24 protein-coding genes are annotated in these 26,892 nt (G+C 71.5%); 13 read left to right on the top strand and 11 right to left on the bottom strand.

Annotated features, from left to right (window positions below):
* The first annotated feature begins 1,557 nt into the window (after positions 1-1,557).
* A complete protein-coding gene (locus ACZZY9_RS10770) occupies positions 1,558-2,358 on the top strand; it encodes a hypothetical protein (protein ID WP_463464058.1) in 801 nt (266 codons plus the stop codon).
* Between the two features lie 18 nt (positions 2,359-2,376).
* On the opposite strand, the gene ACZZY9_RS10765 is transcribed toward ACZZY9_RS10770, so the two are convergent.
* On the bottom strand, positions 2,377-2,823 hold the full coding sequence (locus ACZZY9_RS10765) for a hypothetical protein (protein WP_463464057.1): 447 nt from the start codon (positions 2,821-2,823) through the stop codon (positions 2,377-2,379).
* Positions 2,824-3,044: 221 nt separating this feature from the next.
* Here ACZZY9_RS10765 and ACZZY9_RS10760 point away from each other — a divergent pair, with 221 nt between their 5' ends.
* Positions 3,045-4,760 (top strand): ABC-F family ATP-binding cassette domain-containing protein, encoded by a 1,716-nt coding sequence (locus ACZZY9_RS10760; RefSeq protein WP_463464056.1) that lies wholly within the window; start codon positions 3,045-3,047, stop codon positions 4,758-4,760.
* A gap of 113 nt (positions 4,761-4,873) precedes the next feature.
* Positions 4,874-6,064, top strand: coding sequence for an SGNH/GDSL hydrolase family protein (locus ACZZY9_RS10755; RefSeq protein WP_463464055.1), 1,191 nt, complete (start codon positions 4,874-4,876; stop codon positions 6,062-6,064).
* Between the two features lie 231 nt (positions 6,065-6,295).
* Here the strand turns inward: ACZZY9_RS10755 and ACZZY9_RS10750 are convergent, their stop codons facing one another.
* From ACZZY9_RS10750 to ACZZY9_RS10735, 4 genes are all read right to left on the bottom strand, one after another.
* Entirely contained in the window at positions 6,296-6,922 is a 627-nt protein-coding gene (locus tag ACZZY9_RS10750; protein WP_463464054.1) for a hypothetical protein, read from the bottom strand.
* Positions 6,923-7,333: 411 nt separating this feature from the next.
* On the bottom strand, positions 7,334-8,920 hold the full coding sequence (locus ACZZY9_RS10745) for a cryptochrome/photolyase family protein (RefSeq protein WP_463464053.1): 1,587 nt from the start codon (positions 8,918-8,920) through the stop codon (positions 7,334-7,336).
* A 418-nt stretch (positions 8,921-9,338) separates the two neighbouring features.
* A complete protein-coding gene (locus tag ACZZY9_RS10740) occupies positions 9,339-9,779 on the bottom strand; it encodes an OsmC family peroxiredoxin (protein WP_192061108.1) in 441 nt (146 codons plus the stop codon).
* A gap of 85 nt (positions 9,780-9,864) precedes the next feature.
* Positions 9,865-10,308: a MarR family winged helix-turn-helix transcriptional regulator gene (locus tag ACZZY9_RS10735; protein ID WP_192061107.1), complete on the bottom strand. Its 444-nt coding sequence runs from the start codon at positions 10,306-10,308 to the stop codon at positions 9,865-9,867.
* Positions 10,309-10,462: 154 nt separating this feature from the next.
* Here ACZZY9_RS10735 and ACZZY9_RS10730 point away from each other — a divergent pair, with 154 nt between their 5' ends.
* From ACZZY9_RS10730 to purU, 6 genes are all read left to right on the top strand, one after another.
* The gene (locus ACZZY9_RS10730) at positions 10,463-10,660 is read left to right on the top strand and encodes a hypothetical protein (RefSeq protein ID WP_192061139.1); all 198 of its coding nucleotides are present in this window, start codon (positions 10,463-10,465) and stop codon (positions 10,658-10,660) included.
* Between the two features lie 258 nt (positions 10,661-10,918).
* Positions 10,919-12,223 (top strand): MFS transporter, encoded by a 1,305-nt coding sequence (locus tag ACZZY9_RS10725; protein WP_463464052.1) that lies wholly within the window; start codon positions 10,919-10,921, stop codon positions 12,221-12,223.
* A gap of 212 nt (positions 12,224-12,435) precedes the next feature.
* The gene (locus ACZZY9_RS10720) at positions 12,436-12,684 is read left to right on the top strand and encodes a hypothetical protein (protein WP_463464051.1); all 249 of its coding nucleotides are present in this window, start codon (positions 12,436-12,438) and stop codon (positions 12,682-12,684) included.
* A gap of 138 nt (positions 12,685-12,822) precedes the next feature.
* Positions 12,823-13,497 carry an NADPH-dependent F420 reductase gene (locus ACZZY9_RS10715; RefSeq protein ID WP_463464050.1) on the top strand — a complete coding sequence of 225 codons (675 nt, stop codon included), beginning with the start codon at positions 12,823-12,825 and terminating at the stop codon, positions 13,495-13,497.
* A gap of 98 nt (positions 13,498-13,595) precedes the next feature.
* On the top strand, positions 13,596-14,009 hold the full coding sequence (locus tag ACZZY9_RS10710; RefSeq protein WP_320477482.1) for a DUF1304 domain-containing protein: 414 nt from the start codon (positions 13,596-13,598) through the stop codon (positions 14,007-14,009).
* A gap of 113 nt (positions 14,010-14,122) precedes the next feature.
* Entirely contained in the window at positions 14,123-14,998 is an 876-nt protein-coding gene (gene purU / locus ACZZY9_RS10705) for a formyltetrahydrofolate deformylase (protein ID WP_463464049.1), read from the top strand.
* A gap of 133 nt (positions 14,999-15,131) precedes the next feature.
* Here purU and ACZZY9_RS10700 read toward each other — a convergent pair whose 3' ends face one another.
* Together ACZZY9_RS10700 and ACZZY9_RS10695 are read right to left on the bottom strand one after the other, a co-directional pair.
* Positions 15,132-16,235 (bottom strand): M23 family metallopeptidase, encoded by a 1,104-nt coding sequence (locus ACZZY9_RS10700; RefSeq protein WP_463464048.1) that lies wholly within the window; start codon positions 16,233-16,235, stop codon positions 15,132-15,134.
* 211 nt (positions 16,236-16,446) lie between these two features.
* On the bottom strand, positions 16,447-18,255 hold the full coding sequence (locus ACZZY9_RS10695) for an AMP-binding protein (protein WP_463464047.1): 1,809 nt from the start codon (positions 18,253-18,255) through the stop codon (positions 16,447-16,449).
* A gap of 380 nt (positions 18,256-18,635) precedes the next feature.
* Between ACZZY9_RS10695 and ACZZY9_RS10690 the strand changes: the two genes are divergently transcribed.
* Positions 18,636-19,616 carry an NAD-dependent epimerase/dehydratase family protein gene (locus ACZZY9_RS10690; RefSeq protein WP_463464046.1) on the top strand — a complete coding sequence of 327 codons (981 nt, stop codon included), beginning with the start codon at positions 18,636-18,638 and terminating at the stop codon, positions 19,614-19,616.
* Between the two features lie 58 nt (positions 19,617-19,674).
* On the opposite strand, the gene ACZZY9_RS10685 is transcribed toward ACZZY9_RS10690, so the two are convergent.
* Positions 19,675-20,301, bottom strand: a complete 627-nt coding sequence (locus ACZZY9_RS10685) for an NAD(P)-dependent oxidoreductase (RefSeq protein ID WP_192061098.1) — start codon at positions 20,299-20,301, stop codon at positions 19,675-19,677.
* 255 nt (positions 20,302-20,556) lie between these two features.
* On the opposite strand from ACZZY9_RS10685, the gene ACZZY9_RS10680 reads away from it, so the two are divergent.
* The 3 genes from ACZZY9_RS10680 (at position 20,557) to ACZZY9_RS10670 (ending at position 21,879) form a co-directional block, all read left to right on the top strand.
* Positions 20,557-21,030 (top strand): GNAT family N-acetyltransferase, encoded by a 474-nt coding sequence (locus ACZZY9_RS10680; RefSeq protein ID WP_463464045.1) that lies wholly within the window; start codon positions 20,557-20,559, stop codon positions 21,028-21,030.
* Complete coding sequence (locus ACZZY9_RS10675; protein ID WP_463464044.1) at positions 21,027-21,347, top strand: MGMT family protein; 321 nt, start codon at positions 21,027-21,029, stop codon at positions 21,345-21,347. Before ACZZY9_RS10680 ends, ACZZY9_RS10675 begins: the two co-directional genes overlap by 4 nt.
* A gap of 82 nt (positions 21,348-21,429) precedes the next feature.
* On the top strand, positions 21,430-21,879 hold the full coding sequence (locus tag ACZZY9_RS10670; RefSeq protein WP_463464043.1) for a hypothetical protein: 450 nt from the start codon (positions 21,430-21,432) through the stop codon (positions 21,877-21,879).
* A gap of 141 nt (positions 21,880-22,020) precedes the next feature.
* Here the strand turns inward: ACZZY9_RS10670 and ACZZY9_RS10665 are convergent, their stop codons facing one another.
* From ACZZY9_RS10665 to ACZZY9_RS10655, 3 genes are all read right to left on the bottom strand, one after another.
* Complete coding sequence (locus ACZZY9_RS10665) at positions 22,021-22,809, bottom strand: GNAT family N-acetyltransferase (RefSeq protein ID WP_463464042.1); 789 nt, start codon at positions 22,807-22,809, stop codon at positions 22,021-22,023.
* Positions 22,810-22,930: 121 nt separating this feature from the next.
* Entirely contained in the window at positions 22,931-24,868 is a 1,938-nt protein-coding gene (locus ACZZY9_RS10660; RefSeq protein ID WP_463464041.1) for an ABC transporter ATP-binding protein, read from the bottom strand.
* Positions 24,865-26,700: an ABC transporter ATP-binding protein gene (locus ACZZY9_RS10655; protein WP_463464040.1), complete on the bottom strand. Its 1,836-nt coding sequence runs from the start codon at positions 26,698-26,700 to the stop codon at positions 24,865-24,867. The genes ACZZY9_RS10660 and ACZZY9_RS10655 overlap by 4 nt, the downstream gene beginning before the upstream one ends.
* Positions 26,701-26,892 lie beyond the last annotated feature (192 nt).

Below are 26,892 nucleotides of genomic sequence, written 5' to 3'. Positions count from 1 at the left end.
CTATACCTGCAATACTGACAGTCATATGGATTCGCAGCAGGGGTGCCGCCGCAGGTGTCATCGATACTAAAGAGCGCTATGTCTTGATTATCTTTGCAACAATTTTCATAACCTTTTGCTTGATTGGGCAGATTATTCTTGTCAACGCGTTCCTTGCGGCTGGCAATTCATAGAGGCCTTGTGGGCTCAAGGAGGGGTTTAATAGAATCTAGTTCTTAGCCGCCGCTTTACCCAACGGTTATTTCGAGTACGACTACGACAACGCGTTCCAGCTGACGTCGCTGCAAGCAGGGTGACTGGGATTGGCGTGGCTTCGCCGGTGCCGCAGGCGGCGGCGCAGTCAACGGGACGATGGGAGCGGTGGCAGGCCCCGTGGCTGGTCGATTCGACAGCGCTATGACTCGAACCCTCGTCGAGTGTGGAATCACAGGGGGCGGTAACGCCATTGGAAATATCACCGGAAATTTGGTCGCTGGTGAGGACTACAGCGTTCTCGAGGGCCTCATCGACGCCGGTGCGGGCTCCGCTTCGTCGAGAATCCCGGGCCCCACGCGGGCGCATCGCTCGGTGTGCACTACGCGGGCGCAGCTGCGAGCCAGCAGCTGGGTTGGGGCGTTGACGTGGGGAAGTTCGCACTCGAGACACAAGAGGTCATTCCATGAGTAACGCGCAGGCTCCCGGTGACGTCGGGTCGGATTATGCCGCAAAGCCTCTCGGCGGGCGAACGATCGTCTGGCTGCGACGGGTGCTGCTAGTAGGTGTCCTTCTTGACATCGTCGTGGCCGTTTTCGTAGCTATGCAGGTTCCAATCGATACCACCGTTTCGTACACAAGGGTGTCGAGAGAATGGCAAATGCCACTCTTGGTGCTTCTCCTTGCTCCGCTAGTTCTAGCGAGCCTATGGTGGCGTTCTCGCCGGGCGGCAAGTGAATCACTGCCGAGAGGAGAACGGAAATTCCTCCTCGTTATCTTCGTTCCATTTTGGCTCTTCTTCACCGCTGGGCAGTTCTTCATGGCTCATGACTTCCTGATCGCGGGAGGCGTGCTGTAAGGCCGGAGTGATGTCGCGGCAGCCATCAGTACATGACAAATCGGCCTGGAGCTTCTTACCAACGAATCCGGTGAAGCCCTTACTCCGTGTGGGGCGAGCCCGAGCTGCTCGATAGCCCCTCGACAGCGAGCCCTTAGCCGTTCTCACCCCGCTCGGATCGGGTCGTCGTCGGACGCGGACCTCGACGCTTACGCGAAGGCCAACCAGGGTGCCCTGGCGGATGCGGGCGACTGGTGGGGCGAGAACTGGGAGTACGTCGCAGCTGGTGCTGCGATCGCTGTCGGCGTCGGTCTCATGTTCACGGGCGTCGGTGGGCCCGTCGGCATGGTGCTGATCGGTGCCGCGTCGGGCGCGTTGGTCTCGGGAGGTGCCTCGGTGATTCAGCAGAAGGCGTCGACCGGTGATGTCGACTGGTGCAAGGTCGGCCGACGTCCACGATCCCCGACAGACCGGTTCGTGCCAGGATGTCCAGCGAGCAAGCCGATCGCCGGCACCAGGGGGACTTCATGAGCACAGACCGCACCGCCGCACCCACCGAGACGAAGCCTCGTCGGCTGACCTCCACCAAGCCGGTCGCGATGCCGTCGTCGACGCGCAGGATCCTGGCCCCGCTCGCGTACGTGCTCGGTCTGGCCGCAGCACTCCTCGGCGGAGCGAACACCGGCCTGGCGATCACGCTCAGCCTCGTGGTGCTGGTCGCCTCGCTCCTCCTCGGACGCCTCCGTGACCGCAGTCGCGCGATCGCGGTGCCGATCACCCTGGTGAGTGTCGCGAGCGTGCCCATGATCACCTCCGGCGCCCCGAACATCTGGATCATCCTCGCCTTCGCCGGCGCCGCCTTCTTCGGCCAGACCATCGGCACGGCCTTGAGGGCCCGGCAGGAGGCGCGCGAGGCCATCATCCTGCCCACCGACCCCGCGAGCGTGCCCGGTCGCACCGTGCTGCTGTGGCGCATGGGACGCGAGCAGTTCGAGGTGCTCGACCCCTCCGAGAAGCGCCTCCGCACGGTCATCAAGGGGCCGAAGGGCAACATCCCCACCAGCATCGAGCTGCGCCGTGGCACCGCGGGTCTCGACATCCTCCGACCGGGCGATGTCCCCATCGCGGTGCTCCACGCCATGGACGTCAGCACCGGCCCCTGGTACGAGATCGTCGACCCGATCGTCGCCCCCGGGCCTGGTCAGCCGATCCCGGCCAACCCGTCCACCGCCGTGCTGCTCGATCGCACCACCGAGGCCGCGGTCCACTTCAGCCGCACCGGCGAACCGGCGCCCTCGGCCCCCTGGGCCCTGAGCACCCGCCGCTGAGAGCGATGCACCCGCCGGTCACGACGGGAGCGCCGCCACCCACGCCCTGAACGACGCCAGCTCGGCGTCGCGCAGCACCACGGTGGGCGGCGCATCGACGTCGGCGGACAGGAACGCCAGGCCGCCCGGAGCCTCACCCTCCAGCATGTCCCCCACCGCCGTGCCGGACTTCTTCGGCCATGCCTGCGTCCACACCGCATAGAACGACGGCCCGTGGGTCGTCTCGAGGATGGCCGTCTCGTCGTCCATGAAGCGATGCACCTCGTCGAGCCTCACCCCGGCGCGCCCCTCGGGCACCGTGAACACGATGCCCGGCACGCTCGGCCGACGCTTCGACGGGACCTCGACCGCCGCCGCCTCGGCCGTCGCCCCGCTGCCCGACCACGGCGCCACCGGGATGCGCGGCCACGGCTCGACAAGCACCGCGCGCTCGTCGTCGTCACGCTTGCGGAACAGTCCGAACACGTCATCCCCCTGACTCGAGGCACCGCCACCCGGCCCTCGTGTGCCCCGACGCTACCAAGCCGAGGAGGCGCGGCTCGCTTCCCCGCGCCTCCTGCGTCCAGGTGACGCGAACGGCTGCCCGGGCGGCCGGGACTTCGCCGGTAGCGTCACTTCGACGGGCCGGCCGAGCCTCCTCTCCACAACCACCCCGGCAGCGCCCTCCGGTACGCGAGAATAGGCCGATGAGCGCTTCACTCGTGGCCAAGGGCCTGGCCGGCGGCCACGGCCACCGCACCCTGTTCGACGACCTCGACCTCACGGTCGCACCGGGCGACGTCGTGGGCGTGGTCGGCGTGAACGGGGCCGGCAAGTCGACCCTGCTGCGCCTCCTCGCGGGGGTCGACGAGCCGCAGGGCGGCACCATCACCCTCAACCCCGGCGACGCCTTCGTCGGCTGGCTGCCGCAGGAGCACGAGCGCCTCCCCGGCGAGACCGTCGCCCAGTACATCGGCCGCCGCACCGGCAGCACCCAGGCCACCACCGAGATGGACGCCGCCGCGGCAGCCCTCGGCGACCCCGACCCCTCACCCCGTACCGATGGCCTCGACCCCGCCGACGTGTACTCCACCGCGCTCGAGCGCTGGCTCGCGAGCGGCGCCGCCGACCTCGACGACCGCCTCCCGGGCGTGCTCGCCGACCTCGGCCTCGAGACCGCGAGCGCGACGTCGTCCGCCGACCCCGGCACGGCGACCGTCGGCCCCGACACCCTGATGACCGCCCTCAGCGGAGGCCAGGCCGCCCGCGTCGGGCTCGCCGCCCTGCTGCTCAGCCGCTTCGACATCGCCCTGCTCGACGAGCCCACGAACGACCTCGACCTCGACGGCCTCGAACGACTCGAGCGCTTCGTGCAGGGCCAGCGCGGCGGGGTCGTGCTCGTCAGCCACGACCGCGAGTTCCTCGCCCGCTGCGTCACGAAGGTGCTCGAACTCGACCTCGCCCAGGCGTCGAACCGGGTCTTCGGCGGCGGCTACGACTCGTACCTCGACGAGCGCGAGACCGCCCGCCGTCACGCGCGCGAGGCCTACGACGAATTCGCCGACAAGAAGGCCGACCTGGTCGGGCGCGCCCGTGTGCAGCGCGAGTGGTCGAGTCAGGGTGTCCGCAACGCGATGAAGAAGTCGCCCGACAACGACAAGATCCGTCGCAAGGCCGCGGCCGAGTCGAGCGAGAAGCAGGGCCAGAAGGTCCGCCAGATGGAGAGCCGCATCGCCCGCCTCGAGGAGGTCGACGAACCCCGCAAGGAGTGGCAGCTCGAGTTCACCATCGGCGAGGCGCCGCGCTCGAGCGCCGTCGTCTCGACCCTCAGCGGCGCGGTGTTCCGCCAGGGCGACCCCGCGACGGGCGAGTTCGTGCTCGGACCGGTCTCGGTGCAGGTCAACGGCGGCGATCGCATCGGCATCACCGGGCCCAACGGGGCCGGCAAGTCGACCCTGCTGCGCGGTCTGCTCGGGCGACAGGAGCCCACCGAAGGAGGCGCGAGTCGGGGAGCCAGCATCGCCGTCGGCGAGATCGACCAGGCGCGGGCACTGCTCGCGGGCACCGTCCCCCTCGCCGAGGCGTTCGAGGGGCTCGTGCCCGACTGGCCGCAAGCCGAGGTGCGCACCCTGCTCGCCAAGTTCGGCCTCAAGGCCGACCACGTCAACCGCCCCGTCGACGAGCTGTCGCCCGGCGAGCGCACCCGTGCCGGTCTGGCCCTGCTGCAGGCCCGCGGGGTCAACGTTCTCGTGCTCGACGAACCCACCAACCACCTCGACCTCGTCGCCATCGAACAGCTCGAGCAGGCGCTCGAGTCGTACGACGGCACCCTCCTGCTCGTCACCCACGACCGCCGCATGCTCGAGAGCGTGCGACTCGACCGGCAGTGGCGCGTCGAGAACGGGACGGTGACGGAGCAGTGAGCCACGCCTCCTCGGCTCCGTCGTCGTCGACTCGCCCGGTGTCCGGGGCTGCCTCTGGGGCGACCTCCGGGCCTGCCTCGGGGCCGAGTCCGCGACCGGCGCGCCGGCGAAAGGTGCGAGGCCTCGCGGCCGTCGCGGTCGCCGCCGCCGTCGCTCTCGTGGCCGGCTGCAGCGGAGACCCGACGCCGGCGCCCACGCCCACGGCGGATCCGTGGGCGGCATGGGACTCCGCCCTCGCCGAGACCGACACCGAGTCGGCCCGCTGGCTGGCGCTCGGCGATTCGCTGACCGAGGGGCAGGGCGCCTCCGCGATCGAGAACCGGTGGATCGACCTCACGCGCGACGCCCTGCAGCGGCAGCACCCGGTCGACGGCGTCGCCGGCGGCGTCGGCTACCGGCCGGGGGTCTTCGCGGTCTACCCGCCCGACTCGACCTGGGGCGCCTGGCAGTCCGATCAGAAGGCCGTCACCCCCGACTTCACGACGCCGAGCCTCGGCTACCGCAGCGTCGACCTCGAACCCGGCTCGAGCATCACGTACCAGGTGCGCGGCACCGACCTCGACCTGTGGTGGTCGCCGGGCGGCGGGGTGTTCCGCTACGCGGTCGACGGCGTCGAGGGCGAGCCGGTCGACACGAGCGCGGCAGGGGCGAGCGATGCCGACGGAGGCGCGGGTGCGGACTCCGGAACCGGTGCGGTCTCCGGCGCCGGCATCACGAGCATCGACGGGCTCGAGAGCTCGGTGCACACGGTGACCATCGGAGTCGATCCGGACGCCTCCGACGGCTTCGTCTTCGAGGGGATCACCGCGTTCGACGGCGACCGCGACCGCGGGGTGTCGCTGTTCGACTCCGCCCACTCGGGAGCGACCGTCGCGACCTTCGCGGCGGATCTCGACGGGTTCCTGTCGAAGGTCGCGGCGGTGCAGCCCGACCTCGTCACCATCACCCTCGGCGCCAACGACGCCGTGAACACGAGCCCCGCCGACCTGGAGGAGAGCTATCTCGCTCTCGTCCGCGGCCTGAAGGGCCTCGACGATCCGCCGACCGTCGTCATCGTCGACGAGTTCAGCTCGGACCTCGCCAGCCTCTTCGACCAGAGCGGATCGAGCGGCGACTACGCGGCCGCCGTCGAGTCCGTCGCCGAGCAGACCGGGTCGGTGCGCGTGTCACTGGGCGACGCCCTGCCGGCGGACGCCGCGGGCGACGGCGACATCACCTCGCTGCTGTCCGACGACGGCATCCACCCGAACGACGCCGGGGCACGGGTCATCGCGCAGTACATGATCGAGCTGCTCGGGCGCTGAGGCGCCGGGGCGGAAGGCGCCGGGGCCGGCGAGCAGCCGCGCCACCGCGCCGGGGCGGAGCCGCGCCGGCGCCGGGGCCGGGGCCGGGGCCGGGGAGCAGCCGCGCCACCGCGCCGGGCAGCCGGTGCGCCACTGCGCCACCGCGCGAAGAACCGCGTTCGCGAAGATGAACCACGATCTATCGAGGTTCATCTTCGCGAACGCGGTTCATGGGCGAATCGGCCCTCGGCGCTACTTCAGCAGCTGAAGGGTGGCGTCGAGCGCCTGCTCGGAGCTGATCGGAGCCTCGTCACCGGGACTCGCGGACTGGACACCGAATACGCCGTGCGGCGTGACGACGAGGGCTCCTGAACTGACGAGCGTGTCGCTCTGTGCAGGATCCGCATAGAAGGCTCGTCCCCCGAAGGCGGCCACTCGATCGTCCTCGATCTCGGACGCACCCTGCTGCGCAGCCGCGGCGTCGCCCTGAGTGACGATCTCCTCCGCAGTGAACTCCTGCTTCTGAGCGACGAAGAAGACGGCCGCAGCGTCCGGGGAGACCTCGTCGCCATCTGCGGTGGCCTCTTCGTTGGCCCAGTAGCACTGCAACTGCGCGTCGGACTCGGTGCTGTCGTCCTGCAGGTCGAGGCCCTCGACGGTCGAGCCGAGCGAGTCGCCCGCGTCGGCGCAGGTCGTGACGGCGAGCTCGCCGGTCAGGTCGCGCTCTTCCGGTGCCGCGCTCGCACTGGCCGAGCTGCTCGAGTCGCCGCTCGACTCGGAGTCGCCCGACCCGGTGCAGCCCGCGAGGAGCAGCGTGAGCGCGACGGCGCCTGAGGTGACGACCGTCATCGCGGTCTTCGTGGTCTTGATGGTGCGCATGGTGGTCCCCCTACGTCGGCCGCCGACTCGCTGCGCGACGGACCCTGCCACCCTAACGGCGGCGACCTGTCGGTGCCCGACCCGCGCCTCCTCGGCTCCCCCGACCCGCGCCTCCTCGGCTCCCCCGCCCCGCACCCCCGCCCCGCACCTCTGTGCAAATCGCGACCGGGGCGGGGCCGGCGGCAGTCTTAACGAGGTTTATGGGGCCGGATGGCACTGAAATGGTCGGGTTCGGCACGGCCGGCGGGCTCTCGGCGGTCGGGTTCGGCACGCACGGCGCCGAGGCCCGGTCGCGATTTGCACACCAGGGGCGGTCGGGTTCGGCACGGCCGGCACCGAGGCCCGGTCGCGATTTGCACACCAGGGAGCAGACGAGCCTCCGGCACCGCCTCATCAGCCCGCCCGCGCCTGCTACCAGCGCGTGCGCTCGCGCTCCTGCTGCACGACGGCCTCGCGATCGGCGAGACCGGCCAGGCCCGACAGCGCCTGCCGCATGCGCGGGTTGCCCATCAGCACCGGCCCCGTCCGGTCGAGGAACGCCCAGTACCCCGCCGTCACCGGGCACGCATCGGGCCCGAGCCGCTTCTTCGGGTCGAACCGGCACCCGCCGCAGTGGTCGGTCATGCGGTTGATGTAGGCGCCGCCCGACGCGTACGGCTTCGTCGCGACGATCCCCCCGTCGGCGTGCTGAGACATGCCGACCACGTTGGCGGGCATCACCCACGGCGTCCCGTCGACGTACATGTCGATGAACCACTGGCTCAGCGCCGACGGCTCGACACCGCGCTGCAACGCCCAGTTCCCGAGGATCATCAGGCGCTGGATGTGGTGACTCCACCCGTGCCGGTGCAGCCCGTCGAGCGTCTCGGCCAGGCAGTTCGCCTCGACGACCGCCTCGCCCGCCGCGTCGGTCGGCTCGCCCGTGCCGCCACCGGTACCGGCACCACCGTCGGCTCCCCCGGCACCACCGGCACCGCCAGCGCCCCCGACACCACCCCCGGCACCCCCGAGGTCGCGCCCGAGCGTCGCGAACACCTGCGGCAGCGGCTCGTGCGCCTCGAGCTTGTTGTTCGACGTCGCGTAGTCCTCGCCGAGTCGCCAGTAGAGGTGCCACATGTAGTCGCGCCACCCCATGATCTGCCGCACGAACCCTTCGACGCTGCGGATCGGCGCGTCGCCCGCGGCGTACGCGGCGGCCACGGCGTCGATCACGTCGCGCGGGTCGATCAGTCCGAGGTTCATCGGGGCGCTGATCAGCGAGTGCGCCATGGTCCAGTCGCCGCTGAGCGTGGCGTCCTCGAAGGGGCCGAAATCGGGGAGGCGCACCTCGACGAAGTCGGCGAGCGCGGCCTCGGCCTCGGCGGCGGTCGCGGCGAACCGGCGGGGTCCGGCGTCGCCGACCAGGGTGACCACGCCGTCGCGCTCCCAGCGGGCGATGTCGTGCCGCACCTCCTCGTCGATGTCGTCCTCTTCTGGCCAGAGGGGTGCGGGCAGTCCGAGCGAGGCGGCGCCCTTCGGGGGCTTCTCACGGTTGTCGTGGTCGTGGTTCCAGCGACCGCCGGCGGGCTCCTGCCCCTCCATCAGCACACCGGTGCGCTGGCGCACGACGCGGTAGAAGTCCTCCATGAGCAGGCGCTTCCCGGCACGCGAATCGGCCCACGCCGCGAAGTCGCTCTCGCTCGTGACGAAGCCCCGACTCGGCAGGATCTCGGCACCGACCCGCCGCACCAGTCGTCGCGCCCGGTACGAGGTGGGGTCGATCACCTGCAGGTCGTCACGCCCGTCGACGGCCTCCGAGTAGTGCTCGACCTGCCGGAAGTCGACCCGGTCGCCGAGATCGCGCGCCCGATGCCTGATGGCCGACAGCAGCAGCTGCAGCTTCGCGCGGTGCAGCGTGCGCCCCCGCCACGACGACCTCGACTCGACGAGCAGCATCGGCCCGCCGTCGTCGAAGTGCGGGCCGAGTTGGTCGAGGAAGATCCAGCGGGTGCGGTCCATGAGGGGTCGAACGGTACCCGCGGGGGTCGGAGCGCGCGCGAGCCGTGGCCGCGTTCGGCTGCCGCCCGGCGCCACCCAGGCCGAGGAGGCGCGGGTCGGGTACCGTCGACCGCCCCTGACCTCTGGAGATCACCATGGCATCCCTGCTTCGCCGCTTCGCACCCCTGATCATCACCTTCGTCGTGCGCAAGATCATGAAGAAGCGCGGTGGCGGCGGCTCGACCGGCGGCAACTACCCGCGTCGCTGAGCCGCGCCTCCTCGGTCGCTGAGCCGCGCCTCCTCGGGCACGCGACCCGCGCCTCCTCGGGCATGCGACCCGCGCAGCGCAGACGAGAACCCCCGCGTGAGCGACGAACCCCCTGATGACGGGGTTCGATGCTCACGCGGGGGTTCTGTGTTGTCCGCAGGAGGTGCGGGTCAGCTCTCGAAGGTCGCGTCGAGGGTGATCTCGACCCCGGTCAGAGCCTTGGAGACCGGGCAGGTCGCCTTGGCCTCGTCGGCCGCCGTGAGGAACGCGGCCTCGTCGATGCCCGAGACCTCGCCGACGACGGTGAGGTGGATGCCGGTCAGCTGGAATCCACCGGCCGGGTCGGCGCCGAGCGAGACGTCGGCCTTGACGTCGAGGGCCTCGACGGTGCCGCCGGCCTGGCCGAGCACGGCGCTGAACTGCATGGCGTAGCAGGCCGAGTGCGCGGCGGCGAGCAGCTCTTCGGGGCTGGTCGAGCCGTTGGCGTCCTCAGCGGAGCGCTTCGGGAACGAGACGCCGTAGGTGCCGACCTTCGAGCTGGTCATCTCGACCTGGCCCTCGCCGGTCTCGAGGCTTCCGTTCCAGGCGGTGCGTGCGGTGCGAGTGGGCACGATGCTCCTTCGTAGGTGTTCGGGTGGGTGTTCGGAGGTGTTGAGGGGGACTGTTGCTGGTCTTGGGGGCTGGACTGGGGGCGGGTCAGGCGGCGGCGCGGACCCGGTCGGCGACCCCGCCGAGCTGCTCGGTCAGCGCCGTCAGCACGTCGGGCGACAACCCGGTCGCCTCGCAGATCCGCTCGGGGATGCTCGCGGCCTCGGAGCGCAGCGCGTCGCCCGCCGGCGTCAGCGCCACCTGGACGGCCCGCTCGTCGACGGAGCCGCGACGCCGGGAGACGAGACCCTGCGCCTCGAGCCGACGGAGCAGCGGCGACAGCGTGCCCGAGTCGAGGTGCAGACGCTGGCCGAGACCCGAGACGCCGGTCTCGCCGTCCTGCCAGAGCACGAGCAGCACGAGGTACTGCGGGTACGTGATGCCGAGCGGCTCGAGCAGGTCGCGGTAGCGGGACGTCAGAGCACGCGACGCGCTGTACAGGGCGAAGCAGATCTGCTCGTCGAGCAGCGGGGTGCGCGCGGTGTCGGACATGACTCGACCGTAACACGTCGCGCGCAACAATGTTGGGCGCAACCGGAATCGGCCAGAGCGATGCGGGCGCGGAGCAGCGGGACCGCCGAGGAGGCGCAGGTCGGCCGAGGAGGCGCGCGCACCGCGTCCATTCCCCGTCGCGTAGCGTGCACGCATGAGCTCCGACGACCCCACCGGCATGACCGACGACGAGAAGCGCCACGACCAGCTGACCCGTGCGCCGAAGTCCGACCCCGGCGACGACGCCCCGCGCATCACCACCGAGGATCGCGGCGACGGCGTCACCCGGATCGACGTCGCCGACACGGCGGCCGTGCGCCCCGGCAAGGGCGAGCCCCGCTCCGCCGACTGACCCGCGTCTCCCTCGCCTCCTCCGTCCCGCATCGAGGTGACGCGATCGGGTACTTGTTCGCCGCTGAGGGCACCGATCGCGTCACCTCGATGGCGGCTCGAGCCTCCTAGACGGCGGAGACCGGCCTCGGCTACCATCGACCCTGGTCGCACGTCACGCGCGGCCCCGGGCGCGCACGACAGCGCGCAGTCGGGATCACCATCCTCCCCGTGTCACACGGGTAGCAGGAACGGCGCCCGCCGACGACCGAGACCTCACATGACGATCACCTCCGCGCGTCCTTCGACGCCCACCGCCCCTCCCGCCAAGTTCCCCCTCGCCGGCCTGCTCGCTCTGGCCGTCGCGACGTTCCTCTCCATCTCGGGCGAGATGCTGCCGACCGGGCTGCTGCCCGAGATGAGCTCCGAGCTCGGCGTCAGCGAGTCCAGCATCGGCCTGCTGGTCAGCATCTTCGCGTTCACCGTGGTGCTGACCAGTACGACGCTGACGCATCTGACGCGGCGACTCCCCCGGCACCTGCTGATCGTGGGGCTGATCGTCGTGCTGGCGATCAGCGCGGGGTTGACCGCGATCGCGCCCACGTACGAGCTGGTCGTCGCTTCGCGGATCCTCGGCGGGCTCGCGCACGGCACGTTCTGGGCGATCGGCGGCGCGTACGCGGCCCACCTCGTGCCGCGCGAACAGGTCGGCCGCGCGCTGGCGGTCGCGATGAGCGGCGGCACGCTCGCGTTCGTGCTGGGCGTGCCGCTCGGCACGGCGGCCGGCCAGGCGCTCGGCTGGCGCCCCGCGTTCGGCCTGCTGGCCGCACTGATGGCCGTGGGTGCGGTGCTCGTCTGGCGACTGCTTCCCCCCGTGCCGACGCGCGCCGATGCCGACCCCGACGCCGAGTCCACCGAGGCCGCGACGACGATGGTCCCCGCGACGGGATCGGTGCCGATCGTGCCGACCCGCGCCTCCTCGGCTCCCCGACGACGGGGTTCGCTGCCGAAGCCGTCGGTGCTCGGCGTGGTCTTCAGCTGCGTCATCACCGCGGTGTTCATGGTCGGGCACTACTCGTTCTTCACGTTCATCGCGCCGTACCTGGTGCGCTCGACGGGCATCGCGGAGTCGTCGCTCAGCGCCGCGCTGTTCGCGTTCGGCATCGCCGGAGGCGTCGGTCTGCTGATGGTCGGCTGGTTCCTCGGCAAGCGCCCCCGCATCAGCATCCCGATCGGCATCGGCGTGGTCGCCGTCTCGGTGTTCGCGATGATGGCGTTCGAGGGGCAGCCGACCCCGTCGCTGATCGCGTTCGTGGTGTGGGGCGTCACGTTCGGGGCGCTGCCGCCGCTGTTCCAGACGCGGATGCTGCAGGTCGCCCCCGCGAAGATGCGCGACCTCGCGAGCGCGTTCTACACGACCGGGTTCAACGCGGGCATCGGCGGCGGAGCCCTGATCGGCGCGATCGTGCTCGACGGTGCGGGGCTCGACGCGCTGCCGGTGCTGTACATCGTCGTCGCCGTCGTGGTGCTCGGGCTGGTGCTCGTCACCGACCGGGTGCTCGCGGTGCGGTCGGCTCGCTCGTAGGAGCCGGGTCGCGCCTCCGGGCCGGCTCGCGCCTCCGGGCCAGCCCGCGCCTCCGGGCCGGCTCGCGCCTCCGGCCGTCGAGGAGTCGCGACACGCCGCGCGACCGCGAGCGCCGCGGCGAGTCATGACCCATCATCCAGACCCGAGCCCCGAAGTGGGGCGGACCACCGAACCAGCTCGTCCGCATACTCGAGAGACGGCAGGAGGCGACGATGGACACCGAGAGCACGACGACCGAGAGGTCCACGCGCTGCACGGGCTGCGGCGAGACCGCCCGCCTCGCACCCAATCCGTACTTCGGCACGGGGCTCTCGGTCCACCGCCACATCGTCACGTGCGCACGCTGCGGCACACTCGGCTTCGCGCCTCGGTCCGACCCCGAGCCGACGATCGAGACCGGGCCGACGCCGGTCGCGGCGGGGCCGTGGCGGCGACTCGCCTCGTGGTTGGGTGGGGCGTGACCGGGAGCGTCCGCGACCGACCGCACCGCGCCTCCTGAGCGCCGCCCGCCCTCTCGCACCGCACCTCCTGAGCGCTCCCTGATCCGCTGCTGAACCCCAGCCCAGAATGCGCACCCCCGCAGGGCGTTGGCTGGCCGCATGACAACAATCGGAATCATCGGAGCAGGCAACATCGGCAGCCAGGTCGCACGCGCGGTCATCGAGCAGGGCTACGACGTCGTGATCAGCAACTCGCGCGGGCCCGAGACGCTCGCCGATCTGGTCGCCGACCTCGGCCCGAAGGCACGTGCGGCGACGGCCGAGGAGGCGGGCGAGGCAGGCGAGATCGTCGTCGTCACCGTCCCGTTGAAGAACGTCGAGGAGGTGCCGGTCCAGCCGCTCGCCGACAAGATCGTCATCGACACCAACAACTACTACTTCGAGCGCGACGGGAACATCGCCGCCCTCGACACCGGCGTCGACACCGTCTCGCAGATGCTGCAGCGCCACCTGCCGACCAGCAAGGTCGCCAAGGGCTTCAACCACATCATGGCGAAGGACATCACGACCGACGGCAAGCCCTCCGGCACCGAGGGTCGCCGCGCGCTCGCGACGTCGAGCGACTTCGAGGAGGCCGCCGAGCTCGTGCAGCGCCTCTACGACGAGCTCGGCTTCGACACCGTCAACGTCGGACCGCTGAGCGAGAGCTGGCGCGTCGAGCGCGACCAGCCCGCCTACGTCGTGTCGCAGACCCGCGCCGAGCTCGTCGAGAACCTCGCGAAGGCCACCCGTGCCACCGCGACGACCGAGCCCGCGCCGCACCCCGAGGCGTAGCGCCCGCGGCGTCATCGAAGTGACCCGTTCAGGGCCCCGAGGTCGACTCCGGGCACCGAACGGGTCACTTCGACGATGCAGCGCCTTAGGCTGGCGGCATGCTCATCGTCTCGCTCGTGGCCGCCACGCTCGCCGCCCTGCTGCACGTCTACATCTTCGTGATGGAGTCCGTGCTCTGGACGACGCCGCGCGTCCGCGCGACCTTCGGCATCACCGACGACCGGCAGGCCGAGTTCACGAAGCCGATGGCCTTCAACCAGGGCTTCTACAACCTCTTCCTCGCGATCGTGACGATCGTCGGCGTCGTGCTCGTGGCGTCCGGCCGAGGAGGCGCGGGTCAGCTCGCAGACACCTCCCCCGCAGGTCTCGCCCTCCTGGTCGCGGGCACGGGCTCGATGCTCGCCGCAGCGCTCGTGCTGGCGCTCTCCGACCGCACGAAGCTGCGTGCCGCGGCGACGCAGGGGCTCTTCCCGCTCGTGGCCCTCGTGGCTCTGCTGGTCGCCGCGCTCTGAGCCATCCCGCACCTCCTCCACCCCGCACCTCCCGCGTCGAGGAGTCACGACTCGCCGCGCGCCCCGGGTTCGCGCGGCGAGTCGTGACTCCTCGCTGTCGGTAACCTGGGCGGGTGACCGACGCGACCACCGCCTCCACCCCCTCCACGCACTGGACCCTGACGCTCGTCTGCCACGACCAGCCCGGCATCGTCCACGCGATCAGCGGCGCCGTGGTGCAGGCCGGCGGCAACATCACCGAGTCGGCGCAGTTCTCGAGCCACGACACCGGCACGTTCTTCATGCGCCTGCAGGTCGAGGCGCCCGGCGAGCGCGCCGCGCTGGAGGAGGCGCTCGCGCCCGTGCTGGCCCGCTACGACATGCAGGCGAAGCTCGACGTGGTCGGCCGGCCGATCCGGACGCTCGTGCTGGCGAGCAAGGCGGCGCACTGCGTCAACGACCTGCTCTTTAGGCAGCGCGCCGGGCAGCTGCCGATCGAGGTGCCGCTGGTGCTCGCGAACCACGACGACCTCACGGGGCTCGCCGAGTTCTACGGCAAGCGCTTCGAGCACCACCCCGTCACCGACCCCGAGTCGAAGGCCGCGTTCGAGGCCCGGGTGCTGCAGGTCGTCGACCGGTACGACATCGAGCTCGTCGTGCTTGCGCGCTACATGCAGATCCTCAGCCCCGAGCTGTGTGCGGCGCTGGAGGGGCGGGCGATCAACATCCACCACTCATTCCTGCCCGGTTTCAAGGGGGCCAACCCGTATCGGCAGGCGCACGCCCGCGGGGTGAAGCTGATCGGCGCGACGGCGCACTTCGTCACGAGCGACCTCGACGAGGGGCCGATCATCGAGCAGAACGTCGTGCGCGTCGACCACACGCGCAGCGCCCCCGAGCTGATGGCCATCGGACAGGACGAGGAGAGCCGCACCCTCACCCAGGCCGTCCGCTGGTTCGCGGAGGATCGCGTGCTGCTCGACGGAGCCCGCACGATCGTCTTCCGCTGAGGCGGGGAGCGGCGCGGCGGGGCACTGCCTGGCGCATCACTGCCCGGCGCGGCACTGCCCGGCGCAGCACTGCCCGGCGCATCACTGCCCGGCGCGGCGAGGAGATGCCCTGCCCGGCGCTGCGAGGCGCGACCTAGAGCGTGCGGCCGGCGTTCGCGTCGAGCCAGGCCTTGGGGTCGATCTGCGTCGATCCGCCCATGAGCACCTCGAAGTGCAGGTGCTCGCCCGTCGCGACACCGGTGCGACCGACCGTGCCGACGAGCTCGCCGACGCCGACCTGCTGACCGACGTACATCGGGCTCGAGCCCGACCGCATGTGCGCGTACATCGTGCTCACCAGACCGCCGTCGATCACGTGATCGATGACGACGTAGGTGCCGAACTGGGCGTGGACTCCGGCGGTGCGGACCGTACCGGCGGCGACGGCGCCGATCGGGGTGCCGCCGCCCGGGGTCATGTCGAGCCCCATGTGCATGCTGGAGCACGCCGCGCACGGTGCGCTGCGGGGACCGAACCCCGAGCTCAGCACGACGCTGCCGGGGAACGGCCAACGGATGTCGCCGGCACCGCTGTTGACGACGGTGCCGCCACCCGAGGCGACGGCCCCGGCCGCACCGACGACCGCGTCGGCCGAGACCGACTCGACGGGCGACGCCGAGTCGGACACGTCGGGGACCTCCACCACGGGCGGCGGGGGCGGCGGCGGGGGCGGGGGGTCGGTCACGCCGTACGAGTCGCGCTCGGCGACGGCGAGCACGACGAGCGACGCGGCCATGGTCTGACCCGTCATCGGAGCGGCCGTCGACACGGGGATCCCCGAGCCGCCCAGGTCGGACGCCGATGCGGGAGTCACGTTCGACGAGAAGAACAGGGTCGCCGCCAGCAGCGCGAAGGCCGGGACGGCCGCGTCACGCGCACGCCGGGCCAGGAAGCTCGGACGACGGGAGGGCAGGAGGCGCGGTTCGGGGCCCGAGACGATCCGCGTCGAGCGCACGGGGACGCGAGCGATGGCCGGCTGACGTCGTGCGGCGGGGTGCTGCGCAGCGGTGGCCTGCGGAGCCGCGGCCTGCACGACCGGTGCTGCCTGCGGGGCCGGGGCCTGCGGGGCGGGTGCCTCCGAAGCGGCAGCCGGGACGCCTGTGTCGACCCGCGCCTCCGGGGCTGCGGCAGCCGCGCGCTCGCGGGCCAGGGCCTCGCGCCGGGTCAGAGGCGGAGCATCGTGCCGAGGGTCGCTCACGAGACGGTCGTCGTCTTGTCGGCGCAGCGGATCACGGTTCTCCTCGGGGTGGATGCATCGAGTTTAGGCAAGAAGGCGCGAGACGACCAGGGGCTCGGCCGATGTCGTCGAGAAATCTTCATGCCCGTGGTCGCCGCGCCGCGCCTCCTCGGCGTCGCTCAGGCGCCCGCGCCCGCGCCCGCGCCCGGACCCGCGCCCGCGCCGGGACGCCCTACCCACGCAGCCCGGGGAAGTCCGAGTCGCGGAACTCCCCCGCGATCCGCTCGCTCGAGACCGCGGCGTCCTCCTCGCGCTGCCGCAGCTCGACGCGGCGGATCTTGCCCGAGATCGTCTTCGGCAGCTCGTCGACGAACTCGATGCGGCGCACGCGCTCGTACGCCGGCAGCCCGGTGCGGGCGTGGGCGAGCACCGAGCGGGCGGTCTCCGCCGAGGCCTCGACACCGGCCGCCAGCGTCACGTACGCCTTCACCACGGCCAGTCTCACGTCGTCGGGAGCGGGCACCACGGCCGACTCGGCGACGGCGGGGTGCTCGATCAGCACGCTCTCGACCTCGAACGGCGAGACCTTGTAGTCCGACGACTTGAAGACGTCGTCGGTCCGCCCGACGAAGGTGATCATGCCGTCGGCGTCACGGGAGGCGACGTCGCCGGTGTGGAACAGCCCGTCGCGCATCGACGACTCGGTGCGCGCCGCGTCGCCGAGGTAGCCCGTCATCAGGTTCACCGGTCGGCTGGTCAGGTCGAGGCAGACCTCGCCCTCGTCGCCGACCTCGCCCGTGACCGGGTCGACGAGCACGACGTCGACGCCGGGCAGGGCGCGCCCCATCGACCCGGCCTTGATGGTGCCGCCGGGTGCGTTCGCGATGATCGCGGTGGTCTCGGTCTGCCCGTAGCCGTCGCGGATGTCGAGCCCCCAGCCCTGCTGAACGCGCGAGATGACCTCGGGGTTCAGCGGCTCGCCGGCCGAGAGCGCCTCGCGCAGAGCGTGCGGTCGGGCGCCGAGCGACGACTGGATCAGCATGCGCCACACGGTCGGCGGCGCGCAGAACGACGTGACGGAGGCGCGCTCGAGCTGGTCGCGCAGCTCCGCCGGCCGGAATCGCCCGTAGTTGTAGACGAACACGGTGGCCTCGGCCGTCCACGGCGCGAAGAAGCAGCTCCAGGCGTGCTTGCCCCAGCCGGGCGACGAGATCGTCATGTGCACGTCGCCGGGGCGGACCCCGAGCCAGTACGTCGTGCTCAGGTGCCCGACCGGGTACGAGGCGTGCGAGTGCACGACCATCTTGGGTCGGCTCGTGGTGCCCGAGGTGAAGTAGACGAGGCAGGGGTCGTCGGTCGCGGTGACGATGTCGGGGCGCACCGAGGAGGCGCGGTGCGAGTCGCCGAAGGAGACCCAGCCCGCGGGTGCGGAGCCGGCCCCGGCGCCGGCGCCTGCTGCGGCTCCGGCCTCGGCAGGCGGTAGCACGGCGATGCGGGTGACCGCGTCGATGCCGGGCACGGCATCGAAGACCGCCGCGTCGGAGGCGTTCGCGACGACGTGCCGCACGAGCCCCCGCTCGATGCGGTCGGCGAGGTCGGCGGTGCCGAGCACGGTCGACGTCGGCAGGATGACCGCGCCGATCTTCATCACCGCGAGCATCGCCTCCCACAGCTCGACCTGGTTGCCGAGCATGAGCATGACGTGGTCGCCCCGGGCGACGCCGAGTCCGTGCAGCCAGGCAGCGACCTGGTCGCTGCGGCGGCGCATCGCGTCGAAGGTGATGCGCTGCTCGGAGCCGTCCTCCTCGACGAGCCAGAGGGCGATGCGGTCGTTGCCCCACGCCATGACGTCGAACCAGTCGACGGCCCAGTTGAAGCGGTCGCCGACGTCGGGCCAGCGGAACTCGGCGCCGGCCCGGTCGAGGTCGTCGCCGAGGGCGAGCAGGTGGTCGCGCGCGGCGCGGAACGCCGTCGTCGCCGCCGAGTCGCCGGGTGCGCTGCTCGGGGTCGGGGAGTCGGGGCCGGAGGTCGCGTCGTGCATCACGCCATCATGCACCCGCATGCATGCCGCCCCCGGCATGCGGCGAGCCGCCTCTCTCCCCGCCCCCAGCCCCGCCCCGCTTCATCGAAGTGACGCGTCCGGGGCCCTGACCCGCGCCTCCTGCCCCTTTCGCGTCACCTCGACGCGCCTCCGGCCCCGCTCCGCTCCCGCACCGTTCATCGAAGTGACGCGTCCGTACCCCTGACCCGCGCCTACTGCCCCCTCCGGGTCACCTCGATGCGGCCGGGCCCGGCCCGCGCCTCCTGCTTCACTGCCAACTCATCGAGGTGACGCGTTCGGACCCCTGAACCGCGCCTCCGGCCCGCTTCGGGTCACATCGATGTGGCCCGGCCCCGGCGCAGCGGGTGCACAGTGGGGCGATGACGACGACGTCCCTCCTCGTGATCGGCGGCACCGGGCAGATCAGCGCGGCGGTGGTGCGACAGGCCCTGCTCGACGGTGTGGCCGTGACCGTGCTGAACCGCGGGAGCACCTCCATCAGACCGCTGCCCGCGGGCGTCGAGCAGCTCACCGCCGACGTGCGCGACGAGGAGGCGGTGGTCGCCGCCCTGCACGGCCGCCGCTTCGACAGCGTCGCCGACTACCTCACGTTCACGCCCGAGCAGCTCGCGTCGATGCTGCGGGTCGTGGCGCCGCTGACCGATCAGTACATCTTCATCGGCTCGGCCTCGGCCTACCAGAAGCCCCCGGTCTCGTTGCCGATCACCGAGGCGACGCCGCTGTTCAACCCGTGGTGGGCCTACTCGCGGGACAAGATCGCGTGCGAGCGGCTGCTGCGCGACGAGCACCAGGCCGGCCGGGTGCAGGCCACGGTGGTGCGCCCGTCGCACACCTACGACGAGACCCACGTGCCGCTGCTCGGCGGCTGGACGACCATCGAGCGCATGCGCCGGGGCGACGCGATCGTGCTGCACGGCGACGGCACGTCGATGTGGGCGCTCACGCACTCCACCGACTTCGCGCGGGCGTTCGTCGCGCTGCTCGGCCACCCCGACGCGATGGGCGAGGCGTTCAGCATCATGGCCCCCGAGCAGCTGACCTGGAACATGATCGCGCGCGATCTCGCCGACGCCGCCGGGGCGCCGCTGCACCTCGTCCACCGCACCACCCATGACATCACCGAGGCCGTGCCCGAGTGGACCGCCGACCTCTGCGGCGATCGCAGCCACCCGGCCGTGTTCGACACGGCGAAGATCCGTGCGATCGCCCCGGAGTGGGAGGCGCGGGTCCCGTTCGCCGAAGGAGCCCGCCAGATCGTCGCCTGGCACGACGCCGACCCGGCCCGCCGCGCGATCGACGCGGGGGTCGACGCCGCCTACGACCGGCTGGTCTCGCTGTAGCCGAGCGTGCGGGAGGCGCGGGAGGCGCGGGGGTTGCGGGAGGCGCGGCAGGCGCGGGTCAGGAGTCCGCGCCGGTCACGACCGCGGTCCGCCGCGACCAGGTGCCGTCGCCGAGCTGCGCGAGCATGAAGCGTGCGACGTCGGCGCGCGAGACCTTCGTCGAGGCCCCCGCCGGCAGCCTCTCGGCGACGACGATGTCGCCGGTCGCGGGGCCGTCGACGAGACGGGTGGGGTAGACGAGGGTCCAGTCGAGGTCGCTGGCGCGGACCTCGGCGTCGGCGACCTCCTTGGCCGCGTAGACCCTGCCCAGCACGCTGTGGAAGAACATCTTCTGCAGCGGCCCGGCGTCGCGTTCGCTGTCGCCGACCCCGAACGCCGAGCAGACGATCAGGCGCTCGACGCCGGCGGCGTCCATGGCGGGCAGCAGCACGCGTCCGACCTCGAGCTCGACCGGCACCCTGAAGTTGCGCGAGCCCACAGCGTTCAGCACGACGTCGCGCCCGTCGACCGCCTCGGCCATGTGGGAGGCGGTGGTCGCGTCGCCGACGACGACGTCGACCCCGTCGCTGGTGTCGAGGGCGGTCGCATCGCGGACGAGCACCCGCACGTCGTGCCCCGCGGCGAGGGTGGTGCGGAGGAGGTGCGAGCCGACGCCTCCGGTCGCTCCGAGCAGGAGGATCTTCACGGGGGGCTCCTTCGAGGCGCGGATGGGGCATGGCCGGAACCGGCGTGCCGAGAGGTCACCGTGTCGGTCGATGACTTGAATATGCAAGCCAACTCCCTGCCACCCGGCGGCGCCACCTCGAACCGCCAGCGGCCAGCGATCTCAGGGCCGAACCCGAGCGCGCTGTCAGGTGGCGCGGGTCGGCCGGGTCGAGGCCTGGGTCGATGCTGGTGCTGGTGCTGGTGCCGCGAGCGCCGCCGCCAGTAGCCTGAGGGCATGTCGGATCTCCGCCTCGAAGAACTGTCCGCCGCGACTGTGGTCGCGGCCAACAACCTGACGCTCAAGCCGGGCCAAGAGCAGTACGTGGCCCCGGTGTCGCACTCGATCGCCGAGGCGTACGTCAATCCGACGACCGCCTGGCCGCGAGTCGTCGTCGACAGCGCCGATGGCGAGAGCACGGTCGTCGGCTTCATCATGGGCAACTTCGACGCCTCGGCCGACGACGAGAAGCTGCGCAGCTGCATCTGGCGCATCAATGTCGAGGCCGATGCGCAGGGCCGCGGCGTCGGGCGGTTCGCCGTGCACGCTCTGGCCGACGAGGCCCGCAGCCGGGGGTTCGACCGACTGACGGTCATGTACGAACCCGGCGACGACGGGCCCGAGGAGTTCTTCGCCCGCATCGGCTTCGAGGTCGTCGGCGAGACCCCGTACGGCGAGCACTTCGCCGCGCTGAGGCTGACCCCGGCGTGAGCCCCGGTGCCGACCCGGGCGCCGACTTCGCCTCGCGCGTGGTCGAGGTCGTCGAGTCCATCCCGGCGGGCCGTGTCATGACGTACGGGTCGATCGCGGCCGTGCTCGGTTCGCGGGCCTCCCGTGCGGTCGGGCAGGTGATGGCGTACGCGGGGTCCGAGCTGCCGTGGTGGCGCGTCATCCGGGCGTCCGGGCATGCGCCCCGTGACCACGAGAGCCGCGCTCTCGAGATGTACCGGGTGGAGGGCACGCCGCTGCGGTGGTCTCGGGCGGGTGCGTTCCGGGTGGATCTCGAGCGCGCCTCCTGGGAGCCCTGACCCGGCACGATCCTCCTGACGGATGAGACCGTCTCGACTCCGGGCTGATCCGCTCGGCGCCGGGAGGCGCTTGGCTCGGAGCATGCCCTCCGTCACCCGTCTCGTCGCCGCGACCGCCCTCGTCTCCGCACTCGCGTTCGGCCTCGCCGCCTGCTCGCTCGGCAGCCTCGGGTCCGACGAGCGGAGCTTCGAGTTCGACAGCTACGGCGAGGCGCCGAAGTCGGGCACGCGGTCGTTCGTGCTCGCCGGGTGGGTTCCGTCGGACGCCACGTCGATCCGCGCCGTCTCGCTCCGTGACGATCCCGAGGAGGCGGTTCTCACGTTCCGCACGACGGCTCCCCTCGCCGACGCCGCGGGCTGCATCCCCGCCGACCCGCTCGAGTCGACCCCGCCCGTCTCCCCCGCCTGGTGGCCGTCCGACCTGCCGACCGCAGGGGTCGTCTGCGGCGAATGGTCGGTCGTGGCCGGTGACGACGGTCAGGTGTTCGCATGGCGGGAGTCATCGCCGACGGAGGCCTCGAAGGCCCGCTGACCGTGCCGCCCGGTCGGTGCGTGGTGTCTGCCGACCCCGGGCGAGTCCGACGCCGCCGGTCCTCGCCGACCGCCCGCCTCCGACGGACTCGCCCGCCGTCGCCCCGCGGTCGCCGGGCGGTCGCCGCGAGCGACGCAGCGGTCAGCGCGTCCAGTCGTACGGCGTCGTCGTGGACACCTTCACGAGACCCGACCGCTCGAGGATGGGCCGCGAGTCGTCGGTCGAGTCGCTGTGCACGAGCGTCTTGCCGAGAGCGACGGCCGAGCGCGCCCGGGCGGCGGTCAGCGCCCGGTAGATGCCGCGGTGCCGGTACGCCTCGAGTGTGGCACCGCCCCAGATGCCGACGAAGTCCGTGCCGGGCACCGGCTCGAGTCGGCCGCCGCTGACCATCCGGCCGTCGACCTCGGCGACCCAGAGCTCCATGCCGTCGCCGCGGGCGAGTCGGGAGAGCAGAGCGTCGGCCTGTCTCGCGTCGACGGCCTCGCCGAAGGCATCGTCGACCATCGCGCTCATCGCCCGCACGTCGGCCTCGGTCGTGACCCGCCGGACAGTCACCCCGGGCGGGACGTCGCCGACCTCGCAGAGCGCCGCGAGCGGTCCGATCATGATCGACTCCGGTTCACCGGGCCTGAAGCCATGGGCCACGAGGGCGTCGTGCAGACCGGGGGCGTGGTCGTGGCCGCGCGACTTCCACTCGACGCGGTCGATCACGGGGTCGGCTCGGAAGTGCTCCAGCGCCTCGCCGACCAGCCCGCTGATGCGCTCCGCATCGGAGCCGCCGAGATCGCGATAGGTGACGAAGCCGCGCCCGCCGGCGAAGGTCACGAGCCGGAGCGGGCCCAGCATCGTCACTCCGATCGCGCTCGGCGTCTCGGCGTCGGTGCGGAGTTGATCGTCGTAGGCCTGCAGGTACCTCGTCGTGTCTGGCATCGGTGACACGCTAACGGACGGCAGACCGGAACGGGCGAGTCCGTCCGCCCCGGTCGGCCACGGCCGCCCGCCTCCGACGGACTCGCCCGTCGTCGCGCCCGGCGCCGCACCTCCGCCGACCTCACACGAGGGAGTCCCGCCACGCGGCGTGCAGCTGCGCGAACCGGCCGGTGCCCGAGATGAGGTCGGCGGGGCTGCCGTCTTCGACGACGCGGCCGTACTCCATCACGAGCACCCGGTCGGCGATCGCGACCGTCGAGAGGCGGTGCGCGATGATCAGCGCGGTGCGGTCGGCGAGCAGGGTCTGCAGCGCCTCCTGCACCATGCGCTCCGAGGGGATGTCGAGCGACGCCGTCGCCTCGTCGAGGATCAGCACGCTCGGGTCGGCGATGAAGGCCCGGGCGAACGAGAGCAGCTGACGCTGACCCGCCGAGACCCGTCCACCGCGCTTGTTCACGTCGGTGTCGTAGCCGTCGGGCAGCGCCATGATGAACTCGTGCGCCCCGACCGCGCGGGCCGCCCGCTCGATGTCCTCGCGGCTCGCGTCGGGCTTGCCGAGCGCGATGTTGTCCGCGACCGACCCCGAGAACAGGTAGGCCTCCTGGGTGACCATGACGATCGCTCGGCGGAGGTCCTTCGGGTGGAGATCGCGGAGGTCGACTCCGTCGAGGGTGATGCGCCCGCGGGTCGGGTCGTAGAACCGCGAGATCAGCTTCGCCAACGTCGACTTGCCGGCACCGGTCGAGCCGACGAGGGCGATCGTCTGCCCGGCGGGCACCGTCAGGTCGAACTCGGGCAGCACGACGGTGTCGGCGTTGTAGGCGAACTCGACGTCGTCGAACTCGACCCGGCCGGTGGCGTGCCACAGGTCGACCGGGTGCGTCGGGTCGGGCACGCTCGGCTGCTCTTCGAGCACGCCCGAGATCTTCTCGAGCGCGGCGGAGGCCGACTGGTACCCGTTGTAGAACATCGCCATCTCTTCGGCCGGGTCGAAGAACCGCTTGGCGTACAGGGCCACCGCGAGCAGGGCGCCGATCGCCAGCGTGCCGTCGATGACACGGAACCCGCCGAACAGCACGACCGCGGCGAGGGTGGCGTTTCCGATCAGCACGAGACCCGGGTCGAAGGTGCCGAACAGGGTGAAGACCTTCGAGTTGGCCTGGCGGTAATCCTCGACGAATCCGCCGTACTCCTTCTCGTTGCGCCCCTCCTTGCGGAACGCCTGGACGGCGCGCATGCCGGTCATCGTCTCGACGAAGTGCACGATCACGCGGGCGCTCGTGACACGGGTGGCTCGGAACAGCTTCTGCGAGCGCACCTGGAACCACCGGGTCAGGGCGACCAGCGGCACGAGGGCGACGGCCAGCACGAGACCGCTCTGCGGGTCGAGTGCGACCAGCGCGATCGCCGTGAAGAGCATGTAGAGCAGCCCCGAGACGAGCTGGTTGATGCCCGAGTCGAGCAGTTCGCGGATCGAGTCGAGGTCGCTGGTCTGGCGCGAGATGATGCGCCCCGACGTGTACGTCTCGTGGAACTCGAGGCTCAGTCGCTGCGTGTGCAGGAACAGCCGCTTGCGCAGGTCGATCAGGATCGCCTGGCTGATGCGCGCCGACAGCACCGTGTACTGCGCCATCAGCACGGCGCCGATCACGCCGGTGACGAGGTACACGACGACGACGAGGATGGCCGGCGCCCAGTCCTGCTGATCCATCAGGGCGGGCAGGGCGCGGTCGATGCCGAAGGCGATCAGGGCCGGGCCGGCGACCTGGGCCCCGACGCTGATGACGACGATGACGCCCATGACGACGAGTCGCCATCGCAGCGGGTGGACCAGCGAGCCGAGGAGGCGCAGCGAACGCCCCCGGAGCCGCTTGCTCTCGTCGCGGGTGAAGTCGTCGCGCTCCTCGCCTCTGACCCCCTCAGTGGTCGAGCCCCGCCCGACGCGCTTCTCGGCCGGGGTGCGCCCGTCGAGGGCCTCACGCCCGGCGTCGCCGGTCTGGTCGCGGCCGGTCTGGTCGCGGTCCGCCTGGTCGCGGTCGTCCGGTCTCTGGTCGCTCATGCGAGCACCTCGTCTCGGGTGGTGGTGTCGTCGTCGAGCGACGAGATGACGTAGCGGTAGTGCTCGTTGGTGGCGAGCAGGTCGGAGTGCGTGCCGACTGCGGTCACGACCCCGTTCTCGAGCAGGGCGACCCGGTCGGCGAGGGTGACGGTCGACGGCCGATGGGCCACGATGAGCGAGGTGGTCGAGGCCAGCACGCGCCGCAGCCCCGCCTCGACCCGGGCCTCGGTGTCGACGTCGAGTGCGGACAGGGGGTCGTCGAGCACGAGCACGGCGGGGCGGGCGGCGATCGCCCGGGCCAGGGCGAGTCGCTGACGCTGGCCGCCCGACAGGCTGAGCCCCTCTTCGCCGACGCGCGTGTCGACGCCGTCCGGCAGGCGGTCGACGAAGTCGGACTGCGAGATCTCCAGGGCCTCGCGCAGCACCCGGTCGGACTCGACGGGGTCGTCGGCGAGATCGGGTCGGCCGAGCAGCACGTTGTCGCGGACTGTCGCACTGAACAGCGTGGCGTCCTCGAAGGCCATGCCGATGTGGCGACGCAGCTCTTCACGAGTGAGATCGCGCACGTCGACGCCGTCGAGCAGCACCTGCCCGCCGGTGACGTCGTAGAGCCGCGGCGCCAGGGCCAGCAGAGTGGTCTTGCCCGAGCCGGTCAGACCGACCAGGGCCATGGTCTCGCCGGGCTCGAGCACGAGATCGACGCCGTCGACCAGGTCGGGGAACTGCGCCGGGGAGTCCTGGTAACGGAAGTGGGCGCCCTTGAACTCGAGGCGGCCCCGCGGCTGGTCAATGGTCTGCGGGTTCTCGGGATCGGTCACGGTGTTCTCGCTGTCCATCACCTCGAAGAACCGGTCGGCCGCCGTGCGGGTGTCGAAGGTCATCGAGAGCAGGAACCCGATCGACTCGACCGGCCAGCGCAGCACCGTCGCGGTCGCGAAGAACGCGAAGAGCTGCCCCACGGTCAGCTGCCCGTCGGCGGCGAGCCAGACGCCGCCGAGCAGGCACAGCGCGAACGCGACGTCGGGGACGAGCAGCAGCCAAAGCCACAGCTTCGAGATGGCCCGCGCCTTCTCGATCTCGGTGCCTCGCAGGTCTTCGGCCTGCTTCTCGAACTCGCGCAGCGAGTGCTTGCCCCGCCCGAAGGCCTTCAGCACGCGGATGCCGTGCACGCTCTCCTCGACGCTGGTGGCGAGGTCTCCGACCTGGTCCTGGCTGCGACGGGCGACGAGCGAGTAGCGCTTCTCGAACGCGAAGCTGACCACGAACACCGGGAGCGACGCGACCACGAACAGCAGCCCGAGGGCCCAGCTGTAGAAGAACAGCACGACGAACCCGACGACGATCGTCAGCATGTTGACGACGAGCAGCACCAGCCCGAACGCGAGCCACCGGCGGATGAGGCTGAGATCGCTGACCGAACGGCTGAGCAGCTGCCCGCTCTGCCACCGGTCGTGGAACGCCACGGGCAGGTCTTGCAGCTTCGCGTAGAGCGCGTTGCGCATCGACGCCTCGACGTGGGTGCTCGGTGTGAGCACGAGGCGTCGCCGGGCGGCGATCATCAGCGCCTCGACGACGCCGAGGGCGAGCACGACGGCGAACGCCGGCCACACCTGCGATCGATCGCCGCTCGACAGCGGGCCGTCGACGAGCAGCTGCAGGACGACGGGGATGAGCAGGGCGACGACGGCGGCGAGCAGTGCCGCCACCATGCCGAGCACGATGCGCGGCACGGCCGGGCGGGCGTACGGGTAGAGCCGCGCGAGCGCGCGGAAGGTCGACGGTTTGTGCTCGGAGGTGGTCGATGACGGGGTGGAGGTGGACTGTGCTGACATGGCGGTTCCAAGTGTCGTCGTCTGGCGGGGGCGTAGCGGCTCGCAGCCCTGCCGCCGGGGATGTGTCGTGAGGTCGGCGACCTGTGGAGGCCGCATCCGGCCGACCTGATCAGTCGTCCGGACCTGCTCGTGGCACGCTGCGGATCGTCACTCCACCGCGCTGGGCAGCCTTTCAGGATAGGTGCACGAACA

It is taken from the genome of Frigoribacterium sp. AC394, from assembly GCF_979258095.1.
Note: the sequence above shows the minus strand (reverse complement) of the source record. Positions and strands in the feature narration are given on the sequence as shown.

Coding starts and splice junctions, on each gene's coding strand:
- ACZZY9_RS10770 (WP_463464058.1), top strand. CDS start 1,558: ATGAGCACAGACCGCACCGCCGCACCCACCGAGACGAAGCCTCGTCGG.
- ACZZY9_RS10760 (WP_463464056.1), top strand. CDS start 3,045: ATGAGCGCTTCACTCGTGGCCAAGGGCCTGGCCGGCGGCCACGGCCAC.
- ACZZY9_RS10750 (WP_463464054.1), bottom strand. CDS start 6,922: ATGCGCACCATCAAGACCACGAAGACCGCGATGACGGTCGTCACCTCA.
- ACZZY9_RS10745 (WP_463464053.1), bottom strand. CDS start 8,920: ATGGACCGCACCCGCTGGATCTTCCTCGACCAACTCGGCCCGCACTTC.
- ACZZY9_RS10735 (WP_192061107.1), bottom strand. CDS start 10,308: ATGTCCGACACCGCGCGCACCCCGCTGCTCGACGAGCAGATCTGCTTC.
- ACZZY9_RS10730 (WP_192061139.1), top strand. CDS start 10,463: ATGAGCTCCGACGACCCCACCGGCATGACCGACGACGAGAAGCGCCAC.
- ACZZY9_RS10725 (WP_463464052.1), top strand. CDS start 10,919: ATGACGATCACCTCCGCGCGTCCTTCGACGCCCACCGCCCCTCCCGCC.
- ACZZY9_RS10720 (WP_463464051.1), top strand. CDS start 12,436: ATGGACACCGAGAGCACGACGACCGAGAGGTCCACGCGCTGCACGGGC.
- ACZZY9_RS10715 (WP_463464050.1), top strand. CDS start 12,823: ATGACAACAATCGGAATCATCGGAGCAGGCAACATCGGCAGCCAGGTC.
- ACZZY9_RS10710 (WP_320477482.1), top strand. CDS start 13,596: ATGCTCATCGTCTCGCTCGTGGCCGCCACGCTCGCCGCCCTGCTGCAC.
- ACZZY9_RS10695 (WP_463464047.1), bottom strand. CDS start 18,255: ATGCACGACGCGACCTCCGGCCCCGACTCCCCGACCCCGAGCAGCGCA.
- ACZZY9_RS10690 (WP_463464046.1), top strand. CDS start 18,636: ATGACGACGACGTCCCTCCTCGTGATCGGCGGCACCGGGCAGATCAGC.
- ACZZY9_RS10680 (WP_463464045.1), top strand. CDS start 20,557: ATGTCGGATCTCCGCCTCGAAGAACTGTCCGCCGCGACTGTGGTCGCG.
- ACZZY9_RS10670 (WP_463464043.1), top strand. CDS start 21,430: ATGCCCTCCGTCACCCGTCTCGTCGCCGCGACCGCCCTCGTCTCCGCA.
- ACZZY9_RS10665 (WP_463464042.1), bottom strand. CDS start 22,809: ATGCCAGACACGACGAGGTACCTGCAGGCCTACGACGATCAACTCCGC.
- ACZZY9_RS10660 (WP_463464041.1), bottom strand. CDS start 24,868: ATGAGCGACCAGAGACCGGACGACCGCGACCAGGCGGACCGCGACCAG.
- ACZZY9_RS10655 (WP_463464040.1), bottom strand. CDS start 26,700: ATGTCAGCACAGTCCACCTCCACCCCGTCATCGACCACCTCCGAGCAC.